The following is a 25,920-nucleotide window of genomic DNA, read 5'->3' on the forward strand; positions in this document are numbered from 1 at the left end:
AATGGCAATTGCAGGGCGCCTGATCGTTTTGCCGGCACCGAGGAGTCATTCTCGAATTGCAGCGGTCGAGATAACCACAGGCCTCTTCATGGAGCACGACGATGGGCGAACGCAAGGCAATGCTGATCTTGCATGGCAAGCAGGCCACCAACGACGAGGTGCGCGCCGCGGTCGGCGAGTTGCGCGAGCGTGGCTGGAGGCTGGACGTGCGCCTCACCTGGGAAGCCGGCGATGCCCGGCGCCTGGTGGATGAAGCACTGGAGCAAGGCTATGGTCGGTTGGTGGCCGGCGGTGGCGACGGCACCCTGCGCGATGTGGCTGAAGCCATGGGGCTTGCCCGTACCCAGGCCAGCCTGGCACTGCTGCCGCTTGGCACTGCCAATGACTTCGCCAGGGCCGCCGGGGTGCCGCTCGAGCCTGCCGCGGCCCTGGCCTTGCTGGAGGCGCCGGCACAGTGTATCGACCTGGGGCGGGTGGGGGGTCAGTTGTTCCTGAACATGGCGACCGGCGGATTTGGCAGCCAGGTCACGGCCAATACCTCCGAAGACCTGAAAAAGGTGCTTGGGGCCGCAGCCTACCTGTTCACGGGGCTGTCGCGCTTCAGTGAGTTGCAGGCGGCCTCGGTAACGCTGCAGGGGCCAGGGTTCCATTGGCAGGGAGCATTGCTGGCGCTGGGGATCGGCAATGGCCGGCAGGCGGGCGGCGGGCATGTGCTGTGCCCGGATGCCAAGGCCGATGACGGCCTGTTGGATATCGGCATTCTTCCCGCACCACAGGAAGTGGTCGGGGCCTTGCGCGGCTTGCTGGCGGGCGAGGAGTTGTTCGTGCGGGCGCGGCTTCCCTGGGTCGAAATCAAGTGCTCGCAGGGGTTGGATATCAACCTCGATGGCGAGCCGCTGCAGGCCGACAGCCTGCGCTTCGAGGCGCTGCCCAAGGCCTTGCGCCTGCATCTGCCCGCAGGCTCGCCATTGCTCAGTCGTCCAGGCTGATGATCCGCTCGCGCACGGCGAACAGCACGAGGCCTGCCACGTCGTAGATCTGCAGGCGCTTCATGATCTGCGAGCGGTGGGTCTCCACCGTCTTGATCGACAGCCCCAGGCCGCCGGCGATCTCCCGTGTGGACTTGCCGCGCACGATCAGGCGCAGGATTTCCAGCTGGCGCGCGGTCAGGTGCTGGCGGTAGTCGTTGCCACTTTGTGCGCGTATCAGGGCCTGGTTGATTACGGTGTGGGCGATCGCCGGGCTGAGGTAGCGCTCGTCATTACGCAGCGCCGTCAGGGCCTGCTCCAACTCGCTGCCAGTGGTGTCCTTGAGCAGGTAGCCATGGGCGCCACTCTCAAGCGCGCGCATGATCAGATCCGGGTCGGTGTGCATCGACAGGATCAGGACCTTGCAGGTGCAACCGTTTGCGCGCAGTTGCGTAAGTGCATCGAGCCCGCTGGTCGAGCGCATGGAAATGTCGAGCAGGACGATATCGGGGTTCAGGCGCAGTACATGGTCGAGGAGCTGGTTGCCATCCTCGGCCTCGCCGATCACGGCATATCCGGGGATATCCGATACCAGCGAGCGGACGCCAGCTCGAATCAGGGAGTGGTCGTCCACCAGAAGCAATCTACAGGTCATTGACGGTGGGGGTCCTGGCACGTTCCTGGCTGCGGGGCGGCCATGGGAACAGGGCGTTGATCTGGGTGCCCTCGTCGGGCCGGCTGGAAATAGTCAGGCTGCCCTGCAGCGCGGTTGCGCGCTCGAGCATCCCGGCCATGCCGCGCTGCCCGGCTTCGGCGGGGTCTGGCGCAGGCACGAAGCCGCGACCGTCGTCCTGGATGGTCAGGGCGAGTCCGGCTGACGTGCGTTGCAGGCGAATGATCAGGTTGCGGGCGTTGGCGTGGCGCAGAATGTTGGTCACGGCTTCTTGTGTAATGCGGAAGGCCGCCATTGCCACGTCTTCACTGATGCCGCCCAGGCGCTGATTGCACTCAAGGCTCCAGTGCACGTCGCAGTTTTCCAGGGTGCGCAGCAGATGGGCGCGCAGGCTGGCCTCAAGTCCCAGGCTGGCCAGTTGCCGGGGGTTGAGAATGGCGGAAACGTCGCGCACGTTGCTCAGCGTATGGTCCAAGGTGCTACGCAAGGTGCCGCAGTGAGCTTGCAGCTCGGCCGGCACGCGGCGGTGAAGCCAGTCGACTTGAAGTTTGGCGGCGGTCAGCAGTTGGCCGATGTCGTCGTGCAGTTCACGGCTCAGGCGTTGCCGTTCGCTTTCCTGCACCTTGAGCATGCGGTCGGCCAGTTCGGCGGGGCGCAAACTGATGGAGCGTGCCCAGTGACGCAAATGCCAACCCACACCGATCATTGCCGCCAATTGCAGCAGCAGTAGTTCGGCCGACAGTGGCTGGCCACGGAGATAGCACAGCAGGTTCGCCATGAGCGAGACCACGCACAGCAGCGAAGTCGCCCATCGGAGCAGGACAGCTCTGGAGCGGCTACGCTGGAGGATCTTCAAGCGTGGAAGCATAGAGAGGGGAGCCACTGAATTATTGCTGTTGGTGGGCATTGCACAGGTCTGGCCAGAGGTTTGGCGTGCCGCTCTCAATCAAGCGCCGAGCACGCGTTCAATCGCCCATTATCCAAGGTGCGCATGTTCGAATGTGCGCATGTTAACACTTTGGTCGAGTTTGGTCGCGGGCGGTGCAACTGCTTGAAACCTCTGATTTTCTGGGCTGGCGCCGAGTGCGGGCATCGAAGGTGCAACTAGCATAGTGCCAGTACCGTTTGCTGCTTCTTTCCGTGAAGGCAACTAAGCGTGCGCCCTGCTAAAAACACTTGGGGGTACTCGTGAAACTTTTACAAGTTGGTTGTTGATGGCACCAAGTTGTCGCTCGTTCGGTACTTCAGTGTTCACAATCCGATGTGGCGCCGATGCCGTCACTACCGAATTCGTGCGTAGGTGGGTGGCTGCAGAAACGACCGACTTCCTGGCACGGTTCGCACAGTTGCGTGGCCGGCTGCCCCAATGAGGTGGCCAGTTCGGTGAGTAGCAGGTGCTGCTCTTGCATGTCCAGGCCCAACCGGCCTGTGCGTGGGTCGACCAGCTCCAGTTGCCACGCCAGCAGGGTCAGGCAGGCATCCAGTGCGGGCAGGGCTTCGCCGCGCAGGTGTCGTTGACTGCACGCTGGCGCGAGCAATTGTTGCAGGGTGCGGGTGTAGTGGGCGATTTCCAGCAAGCTGAGCGTGTCAGCTCGACGGGCCAGGAGGTCGAGCGTCTCCCCCAGGCATTGGCAGGCATCCGGGTCGTTGTCGATCAGCTCCAGGTGCTGCAGGCATTCCTGGGACTTCGTGAGCAGGTCCTGTGCATCCAGCAAAAAGTCCTGCAAGGCTGTGCTGTTCTGGGGCGTGCTGTCCATCATGACGCTCCAGCGTGCAGGGCCGGGGCAAGGGTTGGCCACACCGAGACGATCGCTAGCAAAAGCCTGACTCCGTTCATGCATTGAGAATGGCGTCACATTAATGGCTAATGGATATTGCGAACATCAGGTTGCACCCGATTGCCACTAGGGGTTTCCCTGATGTGGTTTCGGCTGGCTCGTTCGATGAGGGGGTAGCAGAGCGGCAGGTGTGGCAGCAGTAAAGCATGATGGTAAAGTGATATCAATCGCTCTGCGCAGCTTTTTCCACCGGGGGTCAAGCTACGCGAGTATCCGCCGATACAAGGTGGATGCAATCATTTTTCCCGACTCAAGCCAGGGGGTTGTCCACATGGCCGGCATTCTCGACACGGTAGACCAACGCACGCAACTGGTAGGTGAGAACCGCCTGGAAATCCTCATGTTCCGCCTGGCGGGTCGTCAGCTGTTCGCCATCAACGTGTTCAAGGTCCAGGAAGTGCTGCAACTGCCGAAGCTGACCCTGATGCCGCAGCGGCACTCCTTCGTCTGTGGCGTGGTCAATCTGCGTGGCCAGACCCTGCCAGTGATCGATCTTTCCCAGGCCATTGGCATGCGCCCGTTGCAGCCCAGCCCCGACAGCACCATCATCGTGACCGAGTACAACCGCTCGGTGCAGGCGTTCCTGGTGGGGGGGGTCGACCGTATCGTCAACATGAACTGGGAATCGATCATGCCGCCGCCGACCAGTGCCGGTCGTCAGCATTACCTCACCGCGATCACCAAGGTCGACGAGAAGCTGGTCGAAATCATCGACGTGGAAAAGGTGCTGGCCGAGATCGTCCCCTACAGCGCCAAGGTTTCCCGTGACAAATTGGACGATCCGGTGCTGGCACGCGCCCGCGGCCGCGAGGTGCTGCTGGTGGACGACTCCAGCGTGGCCCTGGCGCAGTTGCGCGACACCCTGTCGCAACTGGGCGTCAAGCTGCATGTGGCCAGCGATGGCCTCAAGGCCTTGCGCCTGCTCAAGGGGTGGGCCGACGCGGGCGAGAACGTTTGTGAAAAGCTGCTGATGATTTTCACCGACGCCGAAATGCCCGAGATGGACGGTTATCGCCTGACCACCGAGATCCGCAGCGACCCACGCCTGCGCGGCCTGTATGTGGTGCTGCACACCTCGTTGTCGGGCAGTTTCAACGAGTCCATGGTGAAGAAAGTCGGCTGTGACAACTTCCTCTCCAAGTTCCAGCCTGACCGGCTGGTGGATGTGGTGCGCCAGCGCTTGAGCATGGACAACGCCTCGGCCTGATGCCTGCACGCCTGCGCCGTCCGGTATAAGCTTGGCTTTTTCACGGGCGCAAGGCAGGCAAGGATGATTCTCAGTGCGTTGTATCGCTATCCGGTGAAGTCGGCGCAGGCGCAGAGCCTGCAGGTTTCACCCGTCGGCAACCTGGGGCTGGAGGGCGATCGGCGCTGGATGGTGGTCGAGGCGGAAAACGGCCGCTTCCTCACCCAGCGCGCCTGGCCGCGGCTTGGCCAGGTCAAGGCTCTTCACGCGGTGGATGGCGGGTTACGGCTCGAGACGGCCGGGCTTGCGCCGTTGCAGGTGGCGCGGCCAGCTGCCGATGACGCCTTGCGTGGCGTGACGATCTGGCGTGACACCTTGCGCGTGCCCGATGCCGGTGATGCCGCCGCCGCTTGGTTGAGCGAGGTGCTTGGCAAGCCGGTGCGCCTGGTGCATTGCCCCGAACAGCGGGCACGCTACCTGCCTAGCGGTTACGGCTTGAACAGCGACCGTGCAGCCTTTCCCGATGGTTTTCCCCTGTTGCTGATCGGCCAGGCTTCGCTCGATGAGCTGAGTCGGCGCGTCGGGCGGCCCATGGAAATGCTGCGTTTTCGGCCGAACCTTGTTGTCGAGGGTGCAGAGGCTTTCGCTGAAGATGGTTGGAAGCGTATCCGCATCGGCGACATGACCTTCCGTGTGCTCAAGCCCAGCGTGCGCTGCATCCTGACCACGCTGGACCCGGCTACCGGGGAGCGCAGCCCGGACCGCGAACCCTTGACCACTCTGAAGACTTTCCGCGAGCGGGAAGGGGATGTGCTGTTCGGCCAGAACCTGGCGGTGGACGACGAGGGTGAGCTAAAGGTGGGGATGAGCGTTCAGGTCATCGAGTAGGCCTGCGTCGTATCTGTAGGAGCGGCTTCAGCCGCGATGCGAACACCGCGGTGCCTGATACCCGCTTCGCAGGTGATCGCGGCTGACGCCGCTCCTACAGAGGTCTCGTCATGCCTGGTCACATATCGTCGAAATACCGCTCATGCCAATCCACCAGCGGCTGCGGTGAATTGAGCTTCTGCCCATAGATGACCGAATACGACAGCACGTTCTGCACGTACTGGCGCGTCTCGTCGAACGGAATCGACTCGACCCACACGTCGAAGCTCAAATGCTTGGCGCCCTTGAGCCACTGGCGTACCCGACCCGGGCCGGCGTTGTAGGCGGCCGAGGCCAACACGCGGTTGCCGTTGAACTGGCTGTGCACCTGGCTCAGGTAGGCGGCGCCGAGCTGGATGTTCTTGTCCGGGTTGAACACCTGGGCCGGCGACGCCAGTGGGATGCTGAACTTGCGCGCAGTCTCTTTGGCGGTAGCCGGCATCAGTTGCATCAGGCCGCTGGCGCCTACGCTGGAGCGGGCGTCCTCCATGAAGGCGCTCTCCTGGCGGGTGATGGCGAACACCCAGCTCGAATGCAGGCCGCGCACCTTCGCTTCGCGCACCAGGGTGTCGCGGTGGGCCATCGGGAAACGGATGTCCAGGTCATCCCAGTACTGGGCCTGGCTGATGGTGCGGATAGCCGGGAAGTACCAGCGCATCTCGTAGGCCAGACGGGCCTGGGCCACCATCTCGTCGCGGTTGAAGTGGCGGCTGACGTGGTACCACTCGCGGCGCCCCTCGACTACCTGGCCACGGGCGTGGAACTCCAGGGCACGGCGTACGCCGGGCGTGTTGCGGACCTTGTTGATCAGCTGTTGGCTGAGCACCAGCGGCTTGTTGTTCAGCTGGTAGGGTGTCTGCGCCCGGTCGGCGGCCAGGAAGCCATAGAAGTCGCGCTCGCGAGCCACGGTCTTGTACAGCAGCGGGATCTGCGGGTTGTTCGGTTGCGCCAGCTCCAGGCTGCGGGCCTGCCAGTATTTCCAGCGGTTGCTGCTGGCCAGGTCCTGGGGCAGGCGCTTGGTCAGCTCATAGGCATCTTCCCAGCGCCCCAGGCGCAACAACAGGCGCAGGCGCCATTCGCTGACGGTGTTGTCGCGCAGCTCGGGGTCGTAGCGGGTCATCAGGTCGAGTGCGCGCGGGTCGTAGCGGCGCGCGAGGGTCAGGCCGATTTCGCGGGCGATGGCGACTTTCTCATCGCGGGAGAAATGCATGCGCTGGGCGTAGTCGTCGAGCAGCGCCATGGCCTGGTCCGGATCCTGGCGGGCCAGGCGGCGCAGGCCGAGGCTGACCACGTCGGACATGGCCTCGTTGACGGGGGTGAAGCGCGACGGCTGGTTCAGCAGTTCAGGCTTTTGTGCCACATCGATCAGCAGCTTGCCTTGGGAGGTGAGGGTGGTGAGCGTCTTCGCCAGTTGGTTGGCCAGCCCATAGTTGCGCGCCTGGGCGGCGAGCTTCAAGCGTTGCCAGCGCTTGGCTTCGGTCAGTTGGCCTTCGGCGGCCCACATGCCGAACAGCGTGTCGCAGGTGGCTGGTTGCGACTTGCCGACGTTCCATAGCTTGTCGGCGGTGGCGAAGCCTTCCGCGCGCAGGCCGTGGGTCAGTTGGTACTGGCCGTTGAGGCAGTCCAGTTCGGTGAAGTTGAGCTTGGGGTCGTAGTACTTGACGAAGGTGTTCCACTCGCCGCGCTCGGCCAGCCAGCGCAACCAGCGCAGCTTCATCCAGTTGGCCTGGGGCAGGTCGCCGTGGGCGGCGAGGAAGCCTTCGATCTCCTCGTTGCTGGCGGTCTTCAGGCGGGCGGTAAGCTCGTCGTAGGTGAGGTAAGGCGTGAGCGGGTAGTCGCGCAGCGCCTGGGCATAGCGCAGGTAAGGGCCTTTGTCGCCCTTGGCCAGGGCGCGCTTGGCCTCGTCGTAGTACTGGCGCTGTTGGGTGATGTCGACGGCCTGTGCGGCACTCGCGGTAGTGGCGGCGAGCAGCAGGCAGGAAGCAAGTTGTAACAGGCGGCTGCGCATGATACGTCCGGGCAGTTGAACCATAAGAGAGTGACGGCGAAGCCAGCACTGTTGGGTATTACTGCCTAGCTTAGCCGTTTGCCGGCAGCGGGTGAAAGCACTGTGCTTGTATCGAGTTGTTATCCGACGTCGTGCCGCCAGCGGCGACTTGCCTGATGCCGCGAGGGGGCAAGTCAGGTAGAATGCGCGCCCGGTTTTTGGAGATGATCATGACCCTGCTCAAATTCAGCGATGTGTCCCTCGCCTTCGGCGCCATGCCGCTGTTGGACAAAGTGTCCTGGCAGATCGCCCGTGGCGAGCGGGTGTGCATCATCGGTCGCAATGGCACAGGCAAGTCGAGCATGCTGCGCCTGGTCAAGGGCGAGCAGAAGCCTGACGATGGCGAGATCTGGCGCGCCCCGGGCCTGAAGATCGGCGAGCTGCCGCAGGAGCTGCCGGTGGCCGACGAACGCAGTGTGTTCGATGTGGTCGCTGCCGGCCTGGACGGCGTCGGTGAACTGCTCGCCGAATACCATCACCTGAGCCAGAACATTCAGAGTGATGACGACCTCGACAAGCTGATGCACGTCCAGCATGAGCTGGAGGCGCGTGACGGTTGGCGCCTGCAGCAGGTGGTCGAAAGCACCCTGAGCCGCCTGCAGTTGCCCGCCGACAAGACCCTTGCCGAGCTGTCCGGTGGCTGGCGCCGTCGCGTGCTGCTGGCCCAGGCGCTGGTGTCCGAGCCCGACCTGCTGCTGCTCGACGAGCCAACCAACCACCTGGACATCGGTGCCATTGCCTGGCTCGAAGAGGCTTTGAGCGGTTTCAACGGCGCCGTGCTGTTCATCACCCACGACCGTTCGTTCCTGCAGAACCTGGCCACGCGTATTCTCGAACTGGATCGCGGCGGGCTGATCGACTGGAACGGCGACTACGCCAGCTTCCTGGTGCACAAGGAGGCCGAGCTGGCCGCCGAGGCGACTGCCAACGCGCTGTTCGACAAGCGCCTGGCCCAGGAAGAAGTGTGGATCCGCCAGGGCATCAAGGCTCGCCGCACCCGTAACGAAGGCCGCGTGCGTGCATTGAAGGCCCTGCGCGTGGAGCGCGGCGAGCGCCGTGAACGCCAGGGCAAGGCCAATATCCTGATCGAGGTAGCGGACAAGTCTGGCAAGCAAGTGATGGTATTGGAGGATGTCAGTTTCGCGCACAAGGATGGCCCGAAACTGGTCAAGGATTTCTCCATGGTGCTGCAGCGCGAGGACCGTATCGGCCTGCTCGGCGCCAACGGTACCGGCAAGACCACCCTGCTCAAGCTGATGCTGGGTGACCTGGAGCCGACGTCCGGCAAGGTCGAGCGCGGTACCAAGCTGGAAGTCGCCTACTTCGACCAGATGCGCCACCAGCTCGACCTGGAAAAGACCGTTATCGACAACCTGGCCGAAGGTCGCGATTTCATCGAGATCGATGGCCAGAACCGCCACGTGCTCAGCTACCTTGGCGACTTCCTGTTCAGCCCCCAGCGTGCCCGCACGCCGGTCAAGGCGCTGTCGGGGGGCGAGCGTGCGCGCCTGTTGCTGGCCAAGCTGTTCAGCAAGCCGGCCAACTTGCTGGTGTTGGACGAACCGACCAACGACCTGGACGTGGAAACCCTCGAGCTGCTCGAGGAAGTGCTGTCGAACTACAAGGGTACGGTGCTGATGGTCAGCCACGACCGTGCCTTCCTCGACAACGTGGTCACCAGCACCCTGGTATTCGAGGGTGAAGGGCGAGTGCGCGAGTACGTCGGTGGTTACGAGGACTGGATCCGCCAGGGTGGTTCGCCGAAGCTGCTGGGGGTGACCGAGAGCAAGGGCGGCAAGTCCGAGCTCAACAGCGCCGTGGTGGAAAAGCAAGTGGAGGAGCAGGCGCCTGCGCCGGCCGCCGCGCCAGCCGCCGATGCCAGCAAGAAGAAGCTCAGCTACAAGCTGCAGCGTGAGCTGGAAGCACTGCCTGGGCAGATCGATGCGGTAGAGCAGAAGATGGCCACGGTACAGCAAGAGATCAATGCTTCGGGCTTCTATCAGCGCCCGATCGGCGAGACTTCAGCGGTGCTGGCCAAGCTCGAGACGCTGCAGGGCGAGCTGGATACGCTGGTCGAACGTTGGGCTGAGCTCGAAGGCTGAGCTTGTTATCGGCCAGTTCGCCGGCAAGCCGGCTCCTACGGGATTTGTGTAGGAGCCGGCTTGCCGGCGAACAGGTCGGCGATGCTTATTCTTTCTTCAGCAGGCGTACTGCCAGCACATCGCAAGGCGCGCCATGCAGCACGTCATTGGCGGTGGAGCCCAGCAGCAGCGCCAGCCCATGGCGGCCATGGCTGCCGACCACGATCAGGTCGCATTTCTGATCCTTGGCCAGTTGATGGATCTCTTGGCGCGGCTGGCCGTAGACCAGGTGCGAATCGCCCCGGTTGATATCCGGGTACTTGTTGAACAGGCGGTCCATGCGCTCCTTGGCCTGGTCGAACTGCTGTTGTTGCAGTTGCGAGAGGTCCATTGGCACATCGCCACCAAAGGCCATGGCCATGGGCTCGACGATATGCACCAGCGAGACCTTGGCGCCGCTGGCCAGGGCAATTGCCTTGGCGCGCTTGATCACCGGGTCGCATTCTTCGGTCAGGTCGACGGCGACCAGAAGGTGTTCGTAAGACATGAGCATGACTCCTGACAATCGCGATAGAAGAAGTATGGTCGCTTTCGCGCGGGTCTTCCGTGAATCCTGACTAACCCGCTCATTTGCAACGCTTTATAAGGTCTACAGATATGACGGTATGGCTGGTGGTGTCAATCCTTGCGGTGGTGCTCAGCCCGCTCGCCTGGCTGCGCCCTTCACGCAAGCAGAGTGAGCAGATGAACTTGCGCCTGGAGGGGCGGCGCATGGGCCTGGCCATGCAGTTGGCGCCGCAGCAGTGGCCGCACTGGCTGGAGCCGGAGCCTCCCAGCCCATGCCCGCAGTACCACCGGGCGCGCCGCAAGGGGCATGAGGATAGCTGGTGCTACTGGCAGGTCACTCCCGGTGTCTGGTGGAACCAGTGGCGTGAGCCTTGCGCCGATCCGCGCCACCTCGACGTTTTGTCCCGCTTGCCGGAGAGCGTCTACAAGCTCGAGGCCGACAGCCGCATGATCGCGCTGTACTGGAGTGAGCGGGGCGATAAATCTGTTTTGCAGGATGTTGCCCAGGCCCTCGATACCCTGGCCTGACTGGCCAGGACGACAACGGGGCGCACACGAGCATCAGTGCTCGCGTGCGCCCCGTTGTCGTTTCTGCGGTGCAGAAAAAGGCCAGGCAGGCCGGAACTTCGTGGTGAAGCCCCAGTGTAGCCGCCGCTGCCGGGCATGTTTGGGAAAATGCGGCGTTCCTCGTTTGCGGATCGACTATCGCTGACATGAATAGTCGGCAATCACTGTCATCATGTTTCAGCTAGAGCCAGTAGAGAGTGACCGCAAAGTCGCGTTTTCAGGGAGTGCGCGAGCATTTGACAACGCCGTTCTTTTCGGAGAATGTGTGCACACCCGAATCAAACGGGCGTATGAATTGAGCGTTTGTATGTCAGACGGCTCTTACAGAATCCCGATTAGCGCGCCGACGGGTGTGCCTGTGGCAAGGGACCGGCAGACCGGCCCTTGCGCCAGCGATCGGCGTGTACAGTTCAGCTTCCATATCGTGGAGATCAGTTGATGATTTACGAAGGTAAAGCCATCACGGTTAAGGCTCTTGAAAGCGGCATCGTCGAACTGAAGTTCGACCTCAAGGGTGAGTCCGTCAACAAGTTCAACCGCCTTACCCTGAACGAGCTGCGTCAGGCAGTGGACGCCATCAAGGCCGACGCTTCGGTCAAGGGCGTGATCGTCAGCAGCGGCAAGGACGTGTTCATCGTCGGCGCCGACATCACCGAGTTCGTCGACAACTTCAAGCTGCCCGAGGCCGAACTGGTCGCCGGCAACCTGGAAGCCAACCGTATTTTCAGCGACTTCGAAGACCTCGAAGTACCAACCGTCGCCGCCATCAATGGCATCGCCCTGGGCGGTGGCCTGGAGATGTGCCTGGCGGCCGACTACCGGATCATGTCCAGCAGTGCCAAGATTGGCCTGCCGGAAGTCAAGCTGGGTATCTACCCAGGTTTCGGCGGTACCGTGCGTCTGCCGCGCCTGATCGGCTCGGACAACGCCATCGAGTGGATCGCTGCCGGTAAAGAGAACCGCGCCGAAGACGCGCTGAAAGTCGGCGCCGTCGATGCAGTGGTCGCCCCTGAACTGCTGCAGGCCGGTGCCCTGGACCTGATCAAGCGCGCCATTAGCGGTGAGCTGGACCACAAGGCCAAGCGCCAGCCCAAGCTTGAGAAGCTCAAGCTCAACGCCATCGAGCAGATGATGGCTTTCGAGACCGCCAAGGGCTTCGTTGCCGGCCAGGCCGGCCGGAACTACCCGGCGCCGGTCGAAGCCATCAAGACCATCCAGAAAGCCGCCAACTTCGGCCGCGACAAAGCCTTGGAAGTCGAGGCCGCCGGCTTCGCCAAGCTGGCCCGTACTTCGGTAGCCGAAAGCCTGATCGGCCTGTTCCTGAACGACCAGGAGCTCAAGCGCAAGGCCAAGGCCCATGACGAGATCGCCCACGACGTGAAGCAGGCCGCCGTGCTCGGCGCCGGTATCATGGGTGGCGGCATCGCCTACCAGTCGGCGGTCAAGGGTACTCCGATCCTGATGAAGGATATCCGCGAGGAAGCCATCCAGCTGGGCCTGAACGAAGCCTCCAAGCTGCTCGGCAAGCGCGTCGAGAAAGGTCGCCTGACCCCGGCGAAGATGGCCGAGGCGCTCAACGCCATTCGCCCGACCCTGTCCTACGGTGATTTCGGCAATGTCGACATCGTCGTCGAAGCCGTGGTCGAAAACCCGAAGGTCAAGCAGGCCGTGCTGGCGGAAGTGGAAGGGCAGGTGAAGGAAGACGCGATCCTCGCCTCCAACACCTCGACCATCTCCATCAACCTGCTGGCCAAGGCGCTCAAGCGCCCTGAGAACTTCGTCGGCATGCACTTCTTCAACCCGGTGCACATGATGCCGCTGGTCGAAGTCATTCGTGGCGAGAAATCCAGTGAAGTGGCGGTCGCCACCACCGTGGCCTACGCCAAGAAAATGGGCAAGAACCCGATCGTGGTCAACGACTGCCCGGGCTTCCTGGTCAACCGCGTGCTGTTCCCGTACTTCGGCGGTTTCGCCAAGCTGGTCAGCGCAGGTGTCGACTTCGTGCGCATCGACAAGGTCATGGAAAAGTTTGGCTGGCCGATGGGCCCGGCCTACCTGATGGACGTGGTCGGCATCGACACGGGTCACCATGGTCGCGATGTGATGGCCGAAGGCTTCCCGGACCGCATGAAGGATGATCGCCGCTCCGCCGTCGACGCCCTGTACGAGGCCAATCGCCTGGGCCAGAAGAACGGCAAGGGCTTCTACGCCTACGAGACCGACAAGCGCGGCAAACCGAAGAAGGTCGCCGACGCCAGCGTCCTCGACGTGCTCAAGCCGATCATCTTCGAGCAGCGTGAAGTCAGCGACGAAGACATCATCAACTGGATGATGGTCCCGCTGTGCCTGGAAACCGTGCGCTGCCTGGAAGACGGCATCGTCGAAACCGCTGCCGAAGCCGACATGGGCCTGGTCTACGGCATCGGTTTCCCTCCCTTCCGCGGTGGCGCGCTGCGCTACATCGATTCGATCGGGGTCGCCGAGTTCGTCGCACTGGCCGACAAGTACGCCGACCTGGGGCCGCTGTACCACGCCACGGCGAAGCTGCGCGAAATGGCCAAGAACGGCCAGCGCTTCTTCAACTGAGCGCCCAACGAGCTAGAGCGAGATTATTGATATGAGCCTGAATCCAAGAGACGTGGTGATTGTCGACTTCGGTCGCACGCCGATGGGCCGCTCCAAGGGTGGCATGCACCGCAACACCCGCGCTGAAGACATGTCCGCGCACCTGATCAGCAAGCTGCTGGAGCGCAACGACAAGATCGACCCGAAAGAAGTCGAGGACGTGATCTGGGGCTGCGTCAACCAGACCATGGAGCAGGGTTGGAACATCGCCCGCATGGCGTCGTTGATGACCCCGATCCCGCACACCTCCGCCGCGCAGACCGTCAGCCGCCTGTGCGGCTCGTCGATGAGCGCGCTGCACACCGCTGCCCAGGCGATCATGACCGGCAACGGCGACGTGTTTGTCATCGGTGGTGTCGAGCACATGGGCCACGTCAGCATGATGCACGGTGTCGATCCCAACCCGCACCTGTCCTTGCACGCTGCCAAGGCCTCCGGGATGATGGGCCTCACCGCCGAAATGCTCGGCAAGATGCACGGCATCACCCGTGAGCAACAGGATCTGTTCGGTGTGCGTTCGCACCAGCTCGCCCACAAGGCGACGGTCGAAGGCAAGTTCAAGGACGAGATCATCCCGATGCAGGGTTATGACGAGAACGGCTTCCTGAAAGTCTTCGACTTCGACGAAACCATTCGCCCGGAAACCACCCTCGAAGGCCTGGCGTCGCTCAAGCCTGCGTTCAACCCGAAAGGCGGCACCGTGACTGCGGGTACTTCCTCGCAGATCACCGACGGCGCTTCGTGCATGATCGTCATGTCCGGCCAGCGCGCCATGGACCTGGGTATCCAGCCGCTGGCGGTCATCCGCTCGATGGCTGTCGCGGGTGTCGACCCGGCGATCATGGGCTACGGCCCGGTGCCATCGACGCAGAAAGCCCTCAAGCGCGCCGGCCTGACCATGGCCGACATCGACTTCATCGAGCTCAACGAAGCCTTCGCCGCACAGGCCCTGCCAGTGCTGAAAGATCTGAAAGTGCTCGACAAGATGGATGAGAAGGTTAACCTGCACGGCGGCGCTATCGCCCTGGGCCACCCGTTCGGTTGCTCCGGTGCGCGGATTTCCGGCACCCTGCTCAACGTCATGAAGCAAAATGGCGGCACGCTCGGCGTTGCCACCATGTGCGTCGGCCTGGGCCAAGGCATCACCACTGTCTTCGAACGCGTCTGATCGCGTTGCAAGCCAGCAGCCGGGGCCATGTGCCCCGGTTTTTGTTTTTTACAGGATTTGTTCAAGAGGCTGAGTGACATGCAGATACAACCCGGTGTGTACCGGCACTACAAAGGGCCTGAGTATCGTGTGTTCGGCGCCGCGCGCCACTCTGAGACCGAGGAGTGGGTGGTGTTCTACCAGGCTCTTTACGGTGAGTTCGGGCTCTGGGTTCGCCCCCTTTCGATGTTCCTCGAGTCGGTCGAGGTTGACGGCGAGCAGGTGCCACGCTTTGCTTTGGTCAAGGCCGAAGAAGGGTTGTCCGGGCTGTTGGCCCAGGCAGGCGAGTAAGCTTCCGCGCTTGACCTCACTCTTTTGCCACTATATATAGCGGTGCCGCGTCTGGCACCTGACGCGTTTTTCATCTTCAGATTCAGGAATACTCCGATCCATGGGCAAATCGCTGGTCATTGTGGAATCCCCGGCCAAGGCCAAGACCATCAACAAGTACCTGGGCAACCAGTACGTGGTGAAGTCGAGTATCGGCCATATCCGCGACCTCCCCACCAGCGGTTCTGCCAGCGCGAGCAAGGAACCGGCGGCCAAGCGCGGCAAGACCGCGGGTGAGGCGCCGGCCCTGTCGCCCAAGGAGAAGGCCCGTCGTCAGCTGGTGGCGCGCATGGGGGTCGACCCGGAGGCTGGCTGGAAAGCCAAGTACGAGATCCTTCCCGGCAAGGAGAAGGTGATCGACGAGCTGCGCCGCCTGGCCAAGGATGCCGACACCATCTATCTCGCAACCGACTTGGATCGCGAAGGGGAAGCCATTGCCTGGCACCTGCGCGAAGCCATCGGCGGTGATGACAGCCGCTACAAGCGCGTGGTGTTCAACGAAATCACCAAGAAGGCCATCCAGGAGGCCTTCTCCCAGCCGGGCGACCTCGATATCGACCGGGTCAATGCCCAGCAGGCGCGTCGTTTCCTCGATCGCGTGGTCGGCTACATGGTTTCGCCGCTGTTGTGGGCCAAGATCGCCCGTGGCCTGTCCGCAGGTCGCGTGCAGTCGGTGGCGGTGAAGCTGGTGGTCGAGCGTGAGCGCGAGATCCGTGCGTTCAACCCGGAAGAATACTGGGAAGTCCATGCCGACCTGGGCACCGCCAAGAATGCCAAGGTGCGTTTCGAAGTGGCGCGTGAGAAGGGTGAAGCCTTCAAACCGCTCAACGAAGCCCAGGCCATGGCGGCGCTGGAGAAGCTCAAGGCGTCCAGCTACAGCGTGGTCAAGCGCGAAGACCGTCCGACCAGCAGCAAGCCGTCAGCGCCGTTCATCACCTCGACGCTGCAGCAGGCCGCGAGCAATCGCCTGGGCTTCGGTGTGAAGAAGACCATGATGATGGCTCAGCGTCTCTACGAAGCGGGCTATATCACCTACATGCGTACCGACTCGACCAACCTGTCGACCGACGCGGTGGAGATGGCGCGCAGCTACATCGAGAACGAGTTCGGCAAGCAATACCTGCCGGACGCTCCCGTGGTGTACGGCAGCAAGGAAGGCGCCCAGGAGGCGCACGAGGCGATTCGTCCTTCCGACGTCAACACCCACCCAACCAAGCTCAGCGGCATGGAGCGCGATGCCGAGCGCCTGTACGAGCTGATCTGGCGCCAGTTCCTGGCCTGCCAGATGCCGCCGGCGCAGTACCTGTCCACCAGCGTCACCGTGGCGGCCGGCGATTTCGAGCTGCGCGCCAAGGGCCGCATTCTGAAGTTCGACGGTTACACCCGTGTGCTGCCACAGCAGAGCAAGCCGGGCGAAGATGATGTGCTGCCAGAAATGGCCCAGGGCGAAGCGCTCAAGCTGATCCAGCTCGACCCGAGCCAGCACTTCACCAAGCCGCCGGCCCGCTTCACCGAGGCCAGCCTGGTCAAGGAAATGGAAAAGCGCGGCATCGGCCGCCCATCGACCTACGCGGCGATCATTTCCACCATCCAGGACCGTGGCTACGTCACGCTGCACAATCGCCGTTTCTACTCCGAGAAGATGGGCGACATCGTTACCGAGCGTCTGTCCGAAAGCTTCGCCAACCTGATGGACTACGGCTTCACCGCCGGCATGGAAGAAAACCTCGACGACGTGGCCCAGGGTGAGCGTGACTGGAAGAACGTCCTCGACGAATTCTACGGCGACTTCAGCAAGAAGCTGCTGACCGCTGAGTCCGTTGAAAACGGCATGCGTGCCAACCAGCCGACCCTGACCAACATCGCCTGCAAGGAGTGCGGGCGCCCCATGATGATCCGCACCGCGTCCACGGGCGTGTTCCTGGGTTGCTCGGGCTACAGCCTGCCACCCAAGGAGCGCTGCAAGGCGACCGTCAACCTGGTGCCGGGCGATGAGATCGCTGCCGACGACGAGGGTGAGTCCGAGTCGCTGGTGCTGCGTGGCAAGCACCGTTGCCCAATCTGCGCGACGGCGATGGACGCCTACCTGCTCGACGAGAAGCGCAAGCTGCATATCTGCGGTAATAACCCGGATTGTGCAGGTTACGAGATCGAAGAGGGCAGCTACCGCATCAAGGGCTATGAAGGGCCGAGCCTGGAATGCGACAAGTGCGGCAGCGAGATGCAACTCAAGACCGGCCGCTTCGGCAAGTTCTTCGGCTGCACCAACGCGACCTGCAAGAACACCCGCAAGCTGCTCAAGAGCGGCGAGGCGGCGCCACCGAAGATGGACAAGGTGGACATGCCGGAGCTCAAGTGCGAGAAGGTCGACGACACCTACGTGCTGCGTGATGGCGCCTCGGGGCTGTTCCTGGCCGCCAGCCAGTTCCCGAAAAACCGCGAGACTCGTGCGCCATTGGTACTGGAGATTGTGCCGCACAAGCACGAGATCGATCCGAAGTACCACTTCCTCTGCGACGCGCCGCAGAAGGACCCTGATGGCCGTCCAGCGGTGATTCGCTACAGCCGCAAGACCAAGGAGCAGTATGTGCAGTCCGAAGTCGACGGCAAGCCGACCGGCTGGAAGGCGTTCTTCGATGGCAAGGCGTGGAAGGTCGAAGACAAGCGCTGATCGATCACGCGTGTATTGGGGCCGCTTTGCGGCCCATCGCCGGCAAGGCCGGCTCCTACAAGTATCGTAAATAACCTGTAGGAGCCGGCCTTGCCGGCGATGGGGCGCAAAGCGGCCCCGATTCGTTTGTGCTTGCGGGAATGCCAGCCTATCCCCGACACTGCGTTATCGCCTTGCTGCCCATGGGAGGTCATCGAAAATGGCCCAGGAACTCTACACCCGCACCAATCAGAAACTGTTCTTCGCCGGCCTCGCACTGGAATCCATGGCCAAGGCTGAGGCAAGTGGGGCGATGAATGCTCAGGGCTTGGTCCAGGCCGAGCGTGAAGCGGCGTTGTTCCACCTGTATGGCGCCTTGCTGGGGTTGTGCCACGAGATCGCCGGTTTCTACCGCCTACCCCAGGCGTCGGCCGCACAGGCCGAGCTGCTCCTCAACGATGAAACACTACGCAGCGTGGCGATTCCGGAAATGGCCGAGCTGTTGGAGTTGGCGCGGCAATCGGAAACCTGGCTGGCACGCTTGCTTGCGACGTATGCCGAATTGTTCCGACCACCGGTCGCGAAAAAAATAATCAAGACCGACGTCACCCAGCCACTGATCCAGGCTGTCAATCTCGACGAGGCCGAGCCCTTGGTGCTTTCCCGCGAGGAGCTGGAGGCCTGGCGGAAGAGCTTGAAAGACCTGGTGAGACGATTCCGCGACGCGCTGAGTGAGTGCTGACAGCATCCATGGCTGGTACAATGCCGGCCTTTCGTGAAAAGCAGGCCCTATATGTCAACGTCCTTCCTAGAAATTGTCGAGTTGCCTGATGGCCGGATCGAGCTGCGCCGTGCCGAGGATGAAGGTTCCCTGGTAACCCTGGATTTCTCCGAGGATGCCAAGGCATTTCTGCAAGGACAGCATGTGGAAGTGGCCAAGGCCATGCTCAGTGTGGGTGTGCAGATGGCCGGCAAGCTGGTCGAGGGTGACTTCGAGCGTGACGAGGGGCCACGGGTTCTTCATTGACCCGCTAGCAAGCGTTTGACAGACAAAGCCTGAACATCAGCCGAGGCGGATGTTCAGGCTTTGTGCGTTTCCGATCGCAGCAGCGCGCAGCAGCTGTTGGCGAGTGCTGTTATTGACTGCCCCAAGCCAGCTGACAACCGTATGGCTACGGCCCAGGCGCAGTGCTTCGCAGGCGAGTTGCAGGGCGGTCTGGTTGCCACCTGGCTGCAACAGCAGGATGCGCTCACGGTTCAGGCCAGCCTCGCGCAGCCAGGTTTGAGTAAGGTTGCCAGGTGGTGCAATCAGGGTGAGCCAGCGGGTTTCGTCTTCTTCGCTGAGTTCGCGCAGGACGGGAGCCAGCAGGCTCTGGCAATGCCCGGGGGCGCCACGCAGTGCCAGTTCGCTGAACAGCTCGGGCTGGTTGCCCTTGCGTGGCTGTTCGCTGGCCTTGAGACCTGGCAGCACCGGCTGGGCGAGGAAGGCCTCGAACAGTGGCAGTTGGGCTTGCAGGGGGGCTTGGATGGATGGCTGCATGACGCCTCCTGGTTCAGCGGCGCAGAACGCCGACGCTCAAGCCCTCGATCACCAGCTCCTGTTCCTTCAGGTCGACTTCGATGGGGGCGAATTCGGGGTTTTCGGCAATCAGCCAGACCTTGCTGCCTTCGCGCTTGAAGCGCTTGACGGTGACTTCGTCGCCGATTCGGGCCACGACCACCTGGCCATTGCGGGCTTCGCGGGTGTTGTGCACGGCCAGCAGATCGCCGTCGAAGATGCCGATGTCCTTCATGCTCATGCCGTGCACACGCAGAAGGTAGTCGGCGCGCGGATGGAAGAAGGCCGGGTTGATGTTGCAGGATTCCTCGATGTGCTGTTCGGCGAGAATCGGCGCGCCTGCAGCGACCCGGCCAATGATGGGGAGGCCGTTGTCCTCGACCTTTGCCTCCAGGCCGGGTATGCGAATGCCGCGCGAGGCGCCGGGGGTCATCTCGATGGCACCCTTGCGCGCCAGGGCCTTGAGGTGTTCCTCGGCGGCGTTGGGCGACTTGAAGCCCAGCTCCTGGGCGATCTCCGCGCGGGTCGGGGGGAAGCCGTTGTCTTCGAGGCAGCGTTTGATGAAAGCCAGAATCTCGGCTTGGCGTGGCGTCAGTTTCAGCATGGGCGAGGGCTCTGTCTTTATATACAGTGACTGGGATTATATACAGTAAGAAGCCCGCTGCAAGCTACAAGCTGCAAGAAGCAGTGTGCGTCGGGCGCATCTTGTCGCTTGCAGCTTGCGGCTTGGCGCTTTTAAATGGCGACCGCCCGGTCACCGAGCCTTGACATCGACAGGCCTGAAACGTATGTTTCAAACAACTGTTTGTCAGGTGGAGTAGTCATGGCCCAGTCGGAAACCGTCGAACGTATCCTCGATGCGGCGGAGCAGCTGTTCGCGGAGCGCGGGTTCGCGGAAACCTCGTTGCGGCTGATCACCAGCAAGGCTGGGGTCAACCTGGCGGCGGTGAACTATCACTTCGGCTCGAAGAAGGCCCTGATCCAGGCAGTCTTCTCGCGTTTTCTCGGCCCTTTCTGCGCCAGCCTCGAGCGTGAACTGGATCGCCGCCAGGCACAGCAGAAGGCGTCGCTCGAAGAGTTGCTGGAAATGCTGGTCGAACAGGCGCTCGCCGTGCAGCCGCGCAGCAACAACGACCTGTCCATCTTCATGCGCCTGCTGGGGTTGGCGTTCAGCCAGAGCCAGGGCCACCTGCGCCGCTACCTGGAGGACATGTACGGCAAGGTGTTCCGCCGCTACATGCTGCTGGTCAATGAAGCCGCCCCGCGCATCCCGCCGCTGGAGCTGTTCTGGCGCGTGCACTTCATGCTGGGTGCCGCGGCATTCAGCATGTCCGGGATCAAGGCCCTGCGCGCCATCGCCGAAACCGATTTCGGTATCAATACGTCGATCGAGCAAGTCATGCGCTTGATGGTGCCGTTCCTGGCTGCCGGCATGCGTGCCGACACGGGGGTTACCGACGAGGCCATGGCCACCGCACAACTGCGGCCGCGAAGCAAGAGCGGCACGCCCGCCAAGGCCTGACACTGGGCGCAGGAGGGCGCTTGGGCTAAGCTAGCGCCCATGCTCGACCTCGATTTCCTGCACATATCCCTCGCCGACCAGTGTCTCTATGGCTTTGCCCATGGGGCGCTGCATGTGCGCCTGCGGATCTCTTCGGCGCGCAATGGCGCGGGGGAGCTGAGCGGCTCCGGTTGTACGCCGCGTGGCCTGCACCGGGTGCGTGCGAAGATTGGCGCTGGCCTGCCGAGGGGCGCAGTGCTTTGCGCACGGCGCTGGACCGGCGAAGTCTGGTCACCGGCACTGCATGCGCAGTATCCGGGGCGCGACTGGATCCTCAGCCGCATTCTCTGGCTCAGTGGCTGCGAGCTGGGCCTCAACCGCCTCGGTGAAGTCGACACGTTCCGCCGCTACATCTATCTGCATGGCACGCCCGACACTGAACCTATGGGTATCCCGCTGTCCCATGGCTGTGTGCGCCTGCGCAACACCGACCTGCTTGACCTGTTCGATCGTGTGCCGGCCGGTTGCCGTGTGCGGATCGACGAGGCTGCCTGCCCGCACTGGGCCTCCCTGGATCTTCAATGAAGGACTCGCTATGACTGTCAGCCTGCAAGGCTCCCTGATGGTGGACATCGCCGGTAAATGGCTGACTGCCGAAGACCGGCATCTGCTGCGCCAGCCTGAAGTGGCCGGCCTGATCATCTTTGCCCGCAACATCGACAGCCCGCGCCAGGTGCGCGAGCTGTGCGCGTCGATCCGCGCCATTCGCCCCGAGCTCATCCTTGCCGTCGATCAGGAAGGCGGGCGGGTACAGCGTCTGCGCCAGGGCTTCGTGCGCCTGCCGGCCATGCGCGCAATCGCCGACAACGCCAATGCCGAGTATCTGGCCGAACAATGCGGCTGGCTGATGGCGACCGAGGTGCTGGCGGTTGGCCTGGACCTCAGTTTCGCCCCGGTGCTGGACCTCGACCACCAGCGCAGCGCGGTGGTGGGCAGCCGTGCCTTCGAAGGTGACCCCGAGCGTGCCACGCAACTGGCGGGTGCCTTCATTCGTGGCATGAACGCTGCCGGCATGGCGGCCTGCGGCAAGCATTTCCCGGGGCACGGCTGGGCCGAGGCCGACTCCCATGTCGCCATTCCGGTGGATGAGCGCAGCCTCGAGCAACTGCGCGCGGCCGACCTGGTGCCTTTCACTCGCTTGAGCGGCCAGTTGGCGGCCGTGATGCCGGCTCATGTCATCTATCCGCAGGTCGACAACCAGCCGGCCGGTTTTTCCCGTCGCTGGCTGCAGGAGATCCTGCGCGGCGAGCTGGGCTTCGACGGGGTGATTTTCAGTGACGACCTGTCCATGGCTGGCGCCCATGTGGTGGGAGATGCCGCCAGCCGCATCGAGGCGGCGTTGAGCGCTGGTTGCGACATGGGCCTGGTGTGCAACGACCGGGCCGCGGCGGAGCTGGCGCTGAGCGCGGCGCAGCGGATGAAGGTCAAGCCGTCGCCGCGGATCGCGCGGATGCGCGGGCAGGGCTACGCCCGTACCGACTACCGTCAGCAGCCACGCTGGCTGGAGGCGCTGGGGGCGTTGAAGGATGCGCAACTGATCGATTGATCATCATCGCGGGGCAAGCCCCACCCACCCCAGCCGCACTAACTTTAAGCCTCGCGCGATCTCTGTAGGAGCGGCCTTGTGCCGCGAAAGGGTCGCAAAGCGGCCCCGGCGATCTTTGCTCAACGCTGAAATCCTGGGGCTGCTACGCAGCCCTTTCGCGGCACAAGGCCGCTCCTACAGCGGCAGGCGCCCTGCAAGACAGTTGCTCCCACGAAAGGTCTCAGTGCTTCGTGGGAGCAGGCCTGCCCCGCGATCGAGTGCTTATCGACTTCGCTTGCCCGGCAACGGCGCGAACAGCGCTTCGATCTCCTCGTCCCCCATCCTCCACTGCCCAGCCTGGCCGCCATCGAGCAACCCGGCGGCCAGCGCCGCCTTCTCCTGTTGCAGCAACTGGATCTTCTCTTCCACCGTGCCCCGGGTGATCAGCTTGAATACGAACACCGGCTTGTCCTGGCCGATGCGGTAGGCGCGGTCGGTGGCCTGGTTCTCGCTGGCCGGGTTCCACCAAGGGTCGTAGTGGATGACGGTGTCGGCGGCGGTCAGGTTCAGGCCAGTGCCTCCCGCCTTGAGGCTGATCAGGAATACATCGCTTTCGCCATTCTGGAACTGCTGCACCGGCGCGCGACGGTCGCGGGTGTCACCGGTCAGCAGGCTGTAGCGGATGCCGCGCTTCTCCAGCTCGAATTCGATCAGCGCCAGCATCGAGGTGAACTGCGAGAACAGCAGCACCTTGCGTCCCTCGCTCAGCAATTCCTCAAGCATCTCCAGCAGGCTGCCAAGCTTGCCCTTGTCGGCGAATGTGCCCTTGATCTCGGTACCCTTGACCAGGCGCAGGTCGCAGCAGACCTGGCGCAGCTTGAGCAGGGCGTCGAGGATGACGATCTGGCTGCGTGCCGCGCCGCTGCGAGCGATCTCTTCACGGACCTTCTTGTCCATCGCCACCCGCACCGCCTCATACGTATCGCGCTGGGCGTCGCTGAGTTCCACCCAATGGATCATCTCGGTCTTGGCCGGCAGCTCGGTCGCTACCTGTTCCTTGGTGCGGCGCAGCAGAAACGGGCGGATACGGCTGGCCAGATGGGCCATGCGTTCCGTATCGCCATGGCGCTCGATCGGGGTGCGGTAGTCCTGGGTGAAGCGCTTGCTGTCGCCCAGCCAGCCGGGCATCAGGAAGTGAAAGATCGACCATAGCTCGCCCAGGTTGTTCTCCATGGGCGTGCCGGTCAGGCACAGGCGCTGGTTGGCCTGCAGCTCGCGAACGGCCTGGGCGGCCTTGCTGGTGCTGCTCTTGATGTTCTGCGCCTCGTCCAGCACCAGCAGGTGCCAGGGCTGCGCCTTGAGGTGTTCGAGGTCGCGGGGGGCGAGGGCGTAGGTGGTCAGCACCAGGTCGTATTCGCCCAGTGCCGCGAAGTGCTTGGTGCGTCCCGGCCCGTGCAGGGCCAATACGCGCAGGTCGGGGGCGAAACGCCGGGCTTCGTCGAGCCAGTTGGGCACCAGGCTGGTGGGCATCACGGCCAATGCCGGGCTGGCCAGGCGCCCGGCCTGTTTTTCCAGCAGCAGGTGGGCGAGGGTCTGCAGGGTCTTGCCCAGGCCCATGTCATCGCCGAGGATGCCGCCGGTGCCCATTTCGCGCAGGGCCTGCAGCCAGTTCAGGCCTTGTTGCTGGTACGGGCGCAGCGTGGCGTTCAGGCCTGTGGGCGGCGCAACCTGCAGGTCGCGGGCGTCACGCAGGCGTCGGCCGAGGTCACGAACATGGGTGCCGCCTTCCCACTGCAGGGGCAGGTGTTCGATGTCGTTCAGGCGCGCGGCATCGGCGCGCTCCAGGCGCAGGCTGGGGCCGACGGCGTCTTCATGCAGATAGAGCTCGCCGAGGGTGCTCATCACGGCCTTGATGCGGCCATACGGCAGGGCGACGCGCAGCGCCGGACTGTCCTGGCGAGCGCGGTTGAGGTCGATCAGCAGGTGTTCGTCGTCGCTGCGCCGGGCGAGCTCGCTGGGGCGCAGCAGCTCCGGGCTGGCACGCAGCAACTGCAGGACGATGGGCAGCAGGCTGTGGCGTTGGCCATCGACGACGATGCCCAGCTCCAGGTCGAACCATTCGTGCCCTGGCGCCTCCTCGATGGTGGCGTACCAGTCATCGACCTCGTGCAGGTTGAAGGCGAAGTCGCGGTGCACGTCGATTGCCCAGCCTGCGTCGCGAAGGCGCGGCAGGCCTTCGCGGGCAAAGCGCAACCAGGCTTCGTCATCGGGCAACTGGTGCATCTCGCCAGCGCTGTCGGGCAGGGCCTTGCTCTGGCGGGTGGCGGGCTTGAAGCCGAAGTCGCGCAGCACTTTGCGCAGCGCCTGCTCGGCCTGGGGCTGGCGGCGGATGCGCTGGCTGGTGCTGCCCACCAGGCGCGTCAGTGGCTTGTCGTCACTGCTGCTGGCGCGCAGGCCGTCGTAGTCGAACGACAGGGCGGCGCGGTGCTGCATCTGGCGCTGCATGCGCCCGGTCTTGGGCGTGTAGGCGCTGAATTCGAGGCTGCCGAGGGTCAGTCGCCCGCTGGGGGCGATGCTTTCGACCTGCTCGCTGCTGACGGCGGTTGGTGTGGGGACTTGGCGGTTCAAGGCGTTCAATCGATGACTCAAGGGGACAATCAGGTGTTCGGGTACCAGGGGTGCCCGCGCAAGCTGCTGGGCAATGAAGGGGTCGAGGTCGTGCAGCAACTTGCCGAGGTGATGATTGCGTGGGTCCACATAAAACAGCGGGTCGGTGGGTACTGCCTGCAGCGCAACCTGGTCTTCATGATGCCAGGCGCCTTGATAACTGCCGCTGTCCAGCCTGACCCAGCGGAACTCAGCGTGCAGGGGTGGCCCGGCAACCAGGGGCGTTTGTTCCTGCTCGTACAGCAGCTTGCCGCTGGCCAGGGCGTAACCCAGCAGCTCCGCGCCCTGCTTGCCCTCCAGCTTCACAACGGGGAGCGCCCCCCGGCTGCAGGTGTCGATCAGGCGCAGCAGCCGAACATCATCTTCCGTGACGTAGCGTGGGGCGTAGTAGATCAGTTCGGGCAGTGCTGTCACCCGGCCGAATTTCAAGGTGCCGTCCGCTTGCCGGGTGCCTTTGACGGCTTCCAGCCGGTAATGCTCGTGGTCGCCCTGGATTCGAAAGTAAATGGCCGGGCCTTTGCGCGCCGGTTCACGGGGCGCGGTGGGCAGGGCTGGCGCCTCGAGTGCCTCGACCCATTGGTCGAGATCGGGTGGCAAGGACAGTGCTGCCTGTTCGTGGGGCAGAGGTACTTGCAGATCGCTTGCGCTGTCCAGAAGGTGGAACAGCGCCGCCATGCAGTGTTTGCAATTGATGCCGACGGGGCAGCTGCACTTTCCGAACACACGCAGGTCGGCGCCGTTGAGTACCAGGTGGATGGTCTGGTGATAGCGCTGGCCTCCCGAGCCCTGGCAGGTCGCCTCGACGGTCTTGCCGTGCAGCGACAGGGTCCGGGAGAGGCCCTGGGCAGCATAGGCACGTCCGCGGGTCAGGGCACCGCTATCGATGAAGTCAACCCAGTCGGGATGCTCCCTGAGCAGTTGCAGCACATCACCGTCGCTCACC

At 63.4% G+C, this 25,920-nt stretch carries 22 protein-coding genes; 14 read left to right on the forward strand and 8 right to left on the reverse strand.

The window, feature by feature from the left end; genetic code table 11:
• Nucleotides 1–101 precede the first annotated feature (101 nt).
• The gene (gene yegS, locus NGM28_RS12770) at nt 102–989 is read left to right on the forward strand and encodes a lipid kinase YegS (protein ID WP_252090398.1); all 888 of its coding nucleotides are present in this window, start codon (nt 102–104) and stop codon (nt 987–989) included.
• Here yegS and NGM28_RS12775 read toward each other — a convergent pair.
• The 3 genes from NGM28_RS12775 to NGM28_RS12785 all read right to left on the reverse strand — a co-directional run bounded on the left by NGM28_RS12775 (nt 973) and on the right by NGM28_RS12785 (nt 3,398).
• Entirely contained in the window at nt 973–1,623 is a 651-nt protein-coding gene (locus NGM28_RS12775) for a response regulator (protein WP_011534835.1), read from the reverse strand. The genes yegS and NGM28_RS12775 overlap by 17 nt on opposite strands.
• On the reverse strand, nt 1,613–2,509 hold the full coding sequence (locus NGM28_RS12780; protein WP_240065397.1) for a sensor histidine kinase: 897 nt from the start codon (nt 2,507–2,509) through the stop codon (nt 1,613–1,615). The genes NGM28_RS12775 and NGM28_RS12780 overlap by 11 nt, the downstream gene beginning before the upstream one ends.
• A 376-nt stretch (nt 2,510–2,885) precedes the next feature.
• Nucleotides 2,886–3,398, reverse strand: a complete 513-nt coding sequence (locus NGM28_RS12785; protein ID WP_252090399.1) for a histidine kinase — start codon at nt 3,396–3,398, stop codon at nt 2,886–2,888.
• Nucleotides 3,399–3,750: 352 nt separating this feature from the next.
• Here NGM28_RS12785 and NGM28_RS12790 point away from each other — a divergent pair, with 352 nt between their 5' ends.
• Nucleotides 3,751–4,686 (forward strand): chemotaxis protein CheV, encoded by a 936-nt coding sequence (locus NGM28_RS12790; RefSeq protein ID WP_240065395.1) that lies wholly within the window; start codon nt 3,751–3,753, stop codon nt 4,684–4,686.
• Nucleotides 4,687–4,749: 63 nt separating this feature from the next.
• Nucleotides 4,750–5,553, forward strand: a complete 804-nt coding sequence (locus NGM28_RS12795) for an MOSC domain-containing protein (RefSeq protein ID WP_252090400.1) — start codon at nt 4,750–4,752, stop codon at nt 5,551–5,553.
• 118 nt (nt 5,554–5,671) lie between these two features.
• On the opposite strand, the gene NGM28_RS12800 is transcribed toward NGM28_RS12795, so the two are convergent.
• On the reverse strand, nt 5,672–7,600 hold the full coding sequence (locus NGM28_RS12800; RefSeq protein ID WP_240065393.1) for a transglycosylase SLT domain-containing protein: 1,929 nt from the start codon (nt 7,598–7,600) through the stop codon (nt 5,672–5,674).
• A 209-nt stretch (nt 7,601–7,809) separates the two neighbouring features.
• On the opposite strand from NGM28_RS12800, the gene NGM28_RS12805 reads away from it, so the two are divergent.
• Nucleotides 7,810–9,741 (forward strand): ATP-binding cassette domain-containing protein, encoded by a 1,932-nt coding sequence (locus tag NGM28_RS12805; protein WP_252090401.1) that lies wholly within the window; start codon nt 7,810–7,812, stop codon nt 9,739–9,741.
• Between the two features lie 85 nt (nt 9,742–9,826).
• Here the strand turns inward: NGM28_RS12805 and NGM28_RS12810 are convergent, their stop codons facing one another.
• Nucleotides 9,827–10,267, reverse strand: a complete 441-nt coding sequence (locus NGM28_RS12810) for a universal stress protein (protein WP_213657660.1) — start codon at nt 10,265–10,267, stop codon at nt 9,827–9,829.
• A 110-nt stretch (nt 10,268–10,377) separates the two neighbouring features.
• Here NGM28_RS12810 and NGM28_RS12815 point away from each other — a divergent pair, with 110 nt between their 5' ends.
• The 7 genes from NGM28_RS12815 (at nt 10,378) to NGM28_RS12845 (ending at nt 18,693) form a co-directional block, all read left to right on the forward strand.
• Nucleotides 10,378–10,815 (forward strand): hypothetical protein, encoded by a 438-nt coding sequence (locus tag NGM28_RS12815; protein WP_240065391.1) that lies wholly within the window; start codon nt 10,378–10,380, stop codon nt 10,813–10,815.
• A 477-nt stretch (nt 10,816–11,292) separates the two neighbouring features.
• Complete coding sequence (fadB, locus tag NGM28_RS12820) at nt 11,293–13,440, forward strand: fatty acid oxidation complex subunit alpha FadB (protein WP_252090402.1); 2,148 nt, start codon at nt 11,293–11,295, stop codon at nt 13,438–13,440.
• 31 nt (nt 13,441–13,471) lie between these two features.
• On the forward strand, nt 13,472–14,647 hold the full coding sequence (fadA, locus tag NGM28_RS12825; RefSeq protein ID WP_011534824.1) for an acetyl-CoA C-acyltransferase FadA: 1,176 nt from the start codon (nt 13,472–13,474) through the stop codon (nt 14,645–14,647).
• A 78-nt stretch (nt 14,648–14,725) separates the two neighbouring features.
• Nucleotides 14,726–14,977, forward strand: a complete 252-nt coding sequence (locus NGM28_RS12830; RefSeq protein ID WP_044488277.1) for a DUF1653 domain-containing protein — start codon at nt 14,726–14,728, stop codon at nt 14,975–14,977.
• A gap of 100 nt (nt 14,978–15,077) precedes the next feature.
• Nucleotides 15,078–17,687: a type I DNA topoisomerase gene (gene topA, locus NGM28_RS12835; RefSeq protein WP_252090403.1), complete on the forward strand. Its 2,610-nt coding sequence runs from the start codon at nt 15,078–15,080 to the stop codon at nt 17,685–17,687.
• Nucleotides 17,688–17,886: 199 nt separating this feature from the next.
• Nucleotides 17,887–18,408 carry a DUF6586 family protein gene (locus tag NGM28_RS12840; protein ID WP_252090404.1) on the forward strand — a complete coding sequence of 174 codons (522 nt, stop codon included), beginning with the start codon at nt 17,887–17,889 and terminating at the stop codon, nt 18,406–18,408.
• 51 nt (nt 18,409–18,459) lie between these two features.
• Nucleotides 18,460–18,693 (forward strand): hypothetical protein, encoded by a 234-nt coding sequence (locus NGM28_RS12845; RefSeq protein WP_011534820.1) that lies wholly within the window; start codon nt 18,460–18,462, stop codon nt 18,691–18,693.
• A gap of 36 nt (nt 18,694–18,729) precedes the next feature.
• Here NGM28_RS12845 and sulA read toward each other — a convergent pair whose 3' ends face one another.
• Complete coding sequence (gene sulA / locus NGM28_RS12850) at nt 18,730–19,206, reverse strand: SOS-induced cell division inhibitor SulA (RefSeq protein ID WP_240065389.1); 477 nt, start codon at nt 19,204–19,206, stop codon at nt 18,730–18,732.
• A gap of 13 nt (nt 19,207–19,219) precedes the next feature.
• The gene (gene lexA / locus NGM28_RS12855; protein ID WP_252090405.1) at nt 19,220–19,828 is read right to left on the reverse strand and encodes a transcriptional repressor LexA; all 609 of its coding nucleotides are present in this window, start codon (nt 19,826–19,828) and stop codon (nt 19,220–19,222) included.
• Nucleotides 19,829–20,047: 219 nt separating this feature from the next.
• Between lexA and NGM28_RS12860 the strand changes: the two genes are divergently transcribed.
• Genes NGM28_RS12860 through nagZ form a run of 3 tightly spaced genes read left to right on the forward strand, consistent with a single transcriptional unit; the run spans nt 20,048 to nt 22,331 of the window.
• A complete protein-coding gene (locus NGM28_RS12860) occupies nt 20,048–20,746 on the forward strand; it encodes a TetR/AcrR family transcriptional regulator (protein WP_240065387.1) in 699 nt (232 codons plus the stop codon).
• A 39-nt stretch (nt 20,747–20,785) separates the two neighbouring features.
• Nucleotides 20,786–21,310 carry a L,D-transpeptidase gene (locus NGM28_RS12865; RefSeq protein WP_252090406.1) on the forward strand — a complete coding sequence of 175 codons (525 nt, stop codon included), beginning with the start codon at nt 20,786–20,788 and terminating at the stop codon, nt 21,308–21,310.
• A 22-nt stretch (nt 21,311–21,332) separates the two neighbouring features.
• Nucleotides 21,333–22,331, forward strand: a complete 999-nt coding sequence (gene nagZ / locus NGM28_RS12870; protein ID WP_252090457.1) for a beta-N-acetylhexosaminidase — start codon at nt 21,333–21,335, stop codon at nt 22,329–22,331.
• Between the two features lie 261 nt (nt 22,332–22,592).
• Here nagZ and NGM28_RS12875 read toward each other — a convergent pair whose 3' ends face one another.
• Nucleotides 22,593–25,919, reverse strand: a complete 3,327-nt coding sequence (locus NGM28_RS12875) for a DEAD/DEAH box helicase (RefSeq protein ID WP_252090407.1) — start codon at nt 25,917–25,919, stop codon at nt 22,593–22,595.
• Between the last annotated feature and the right edge of the window lies 1 nt (nt 25,920).

Origin of the sequence: Pseudomonas sp. MWU13-3659, from assembly GCF_023757525.1 — a bacterium.
GTDB lineage: Bacteria > Pseudomonadota > Gammaproteobacteria > Pseudomonadales > Pseudomonadaceae > Aquipseudomonas > Aquipseudomonas entomophila_E.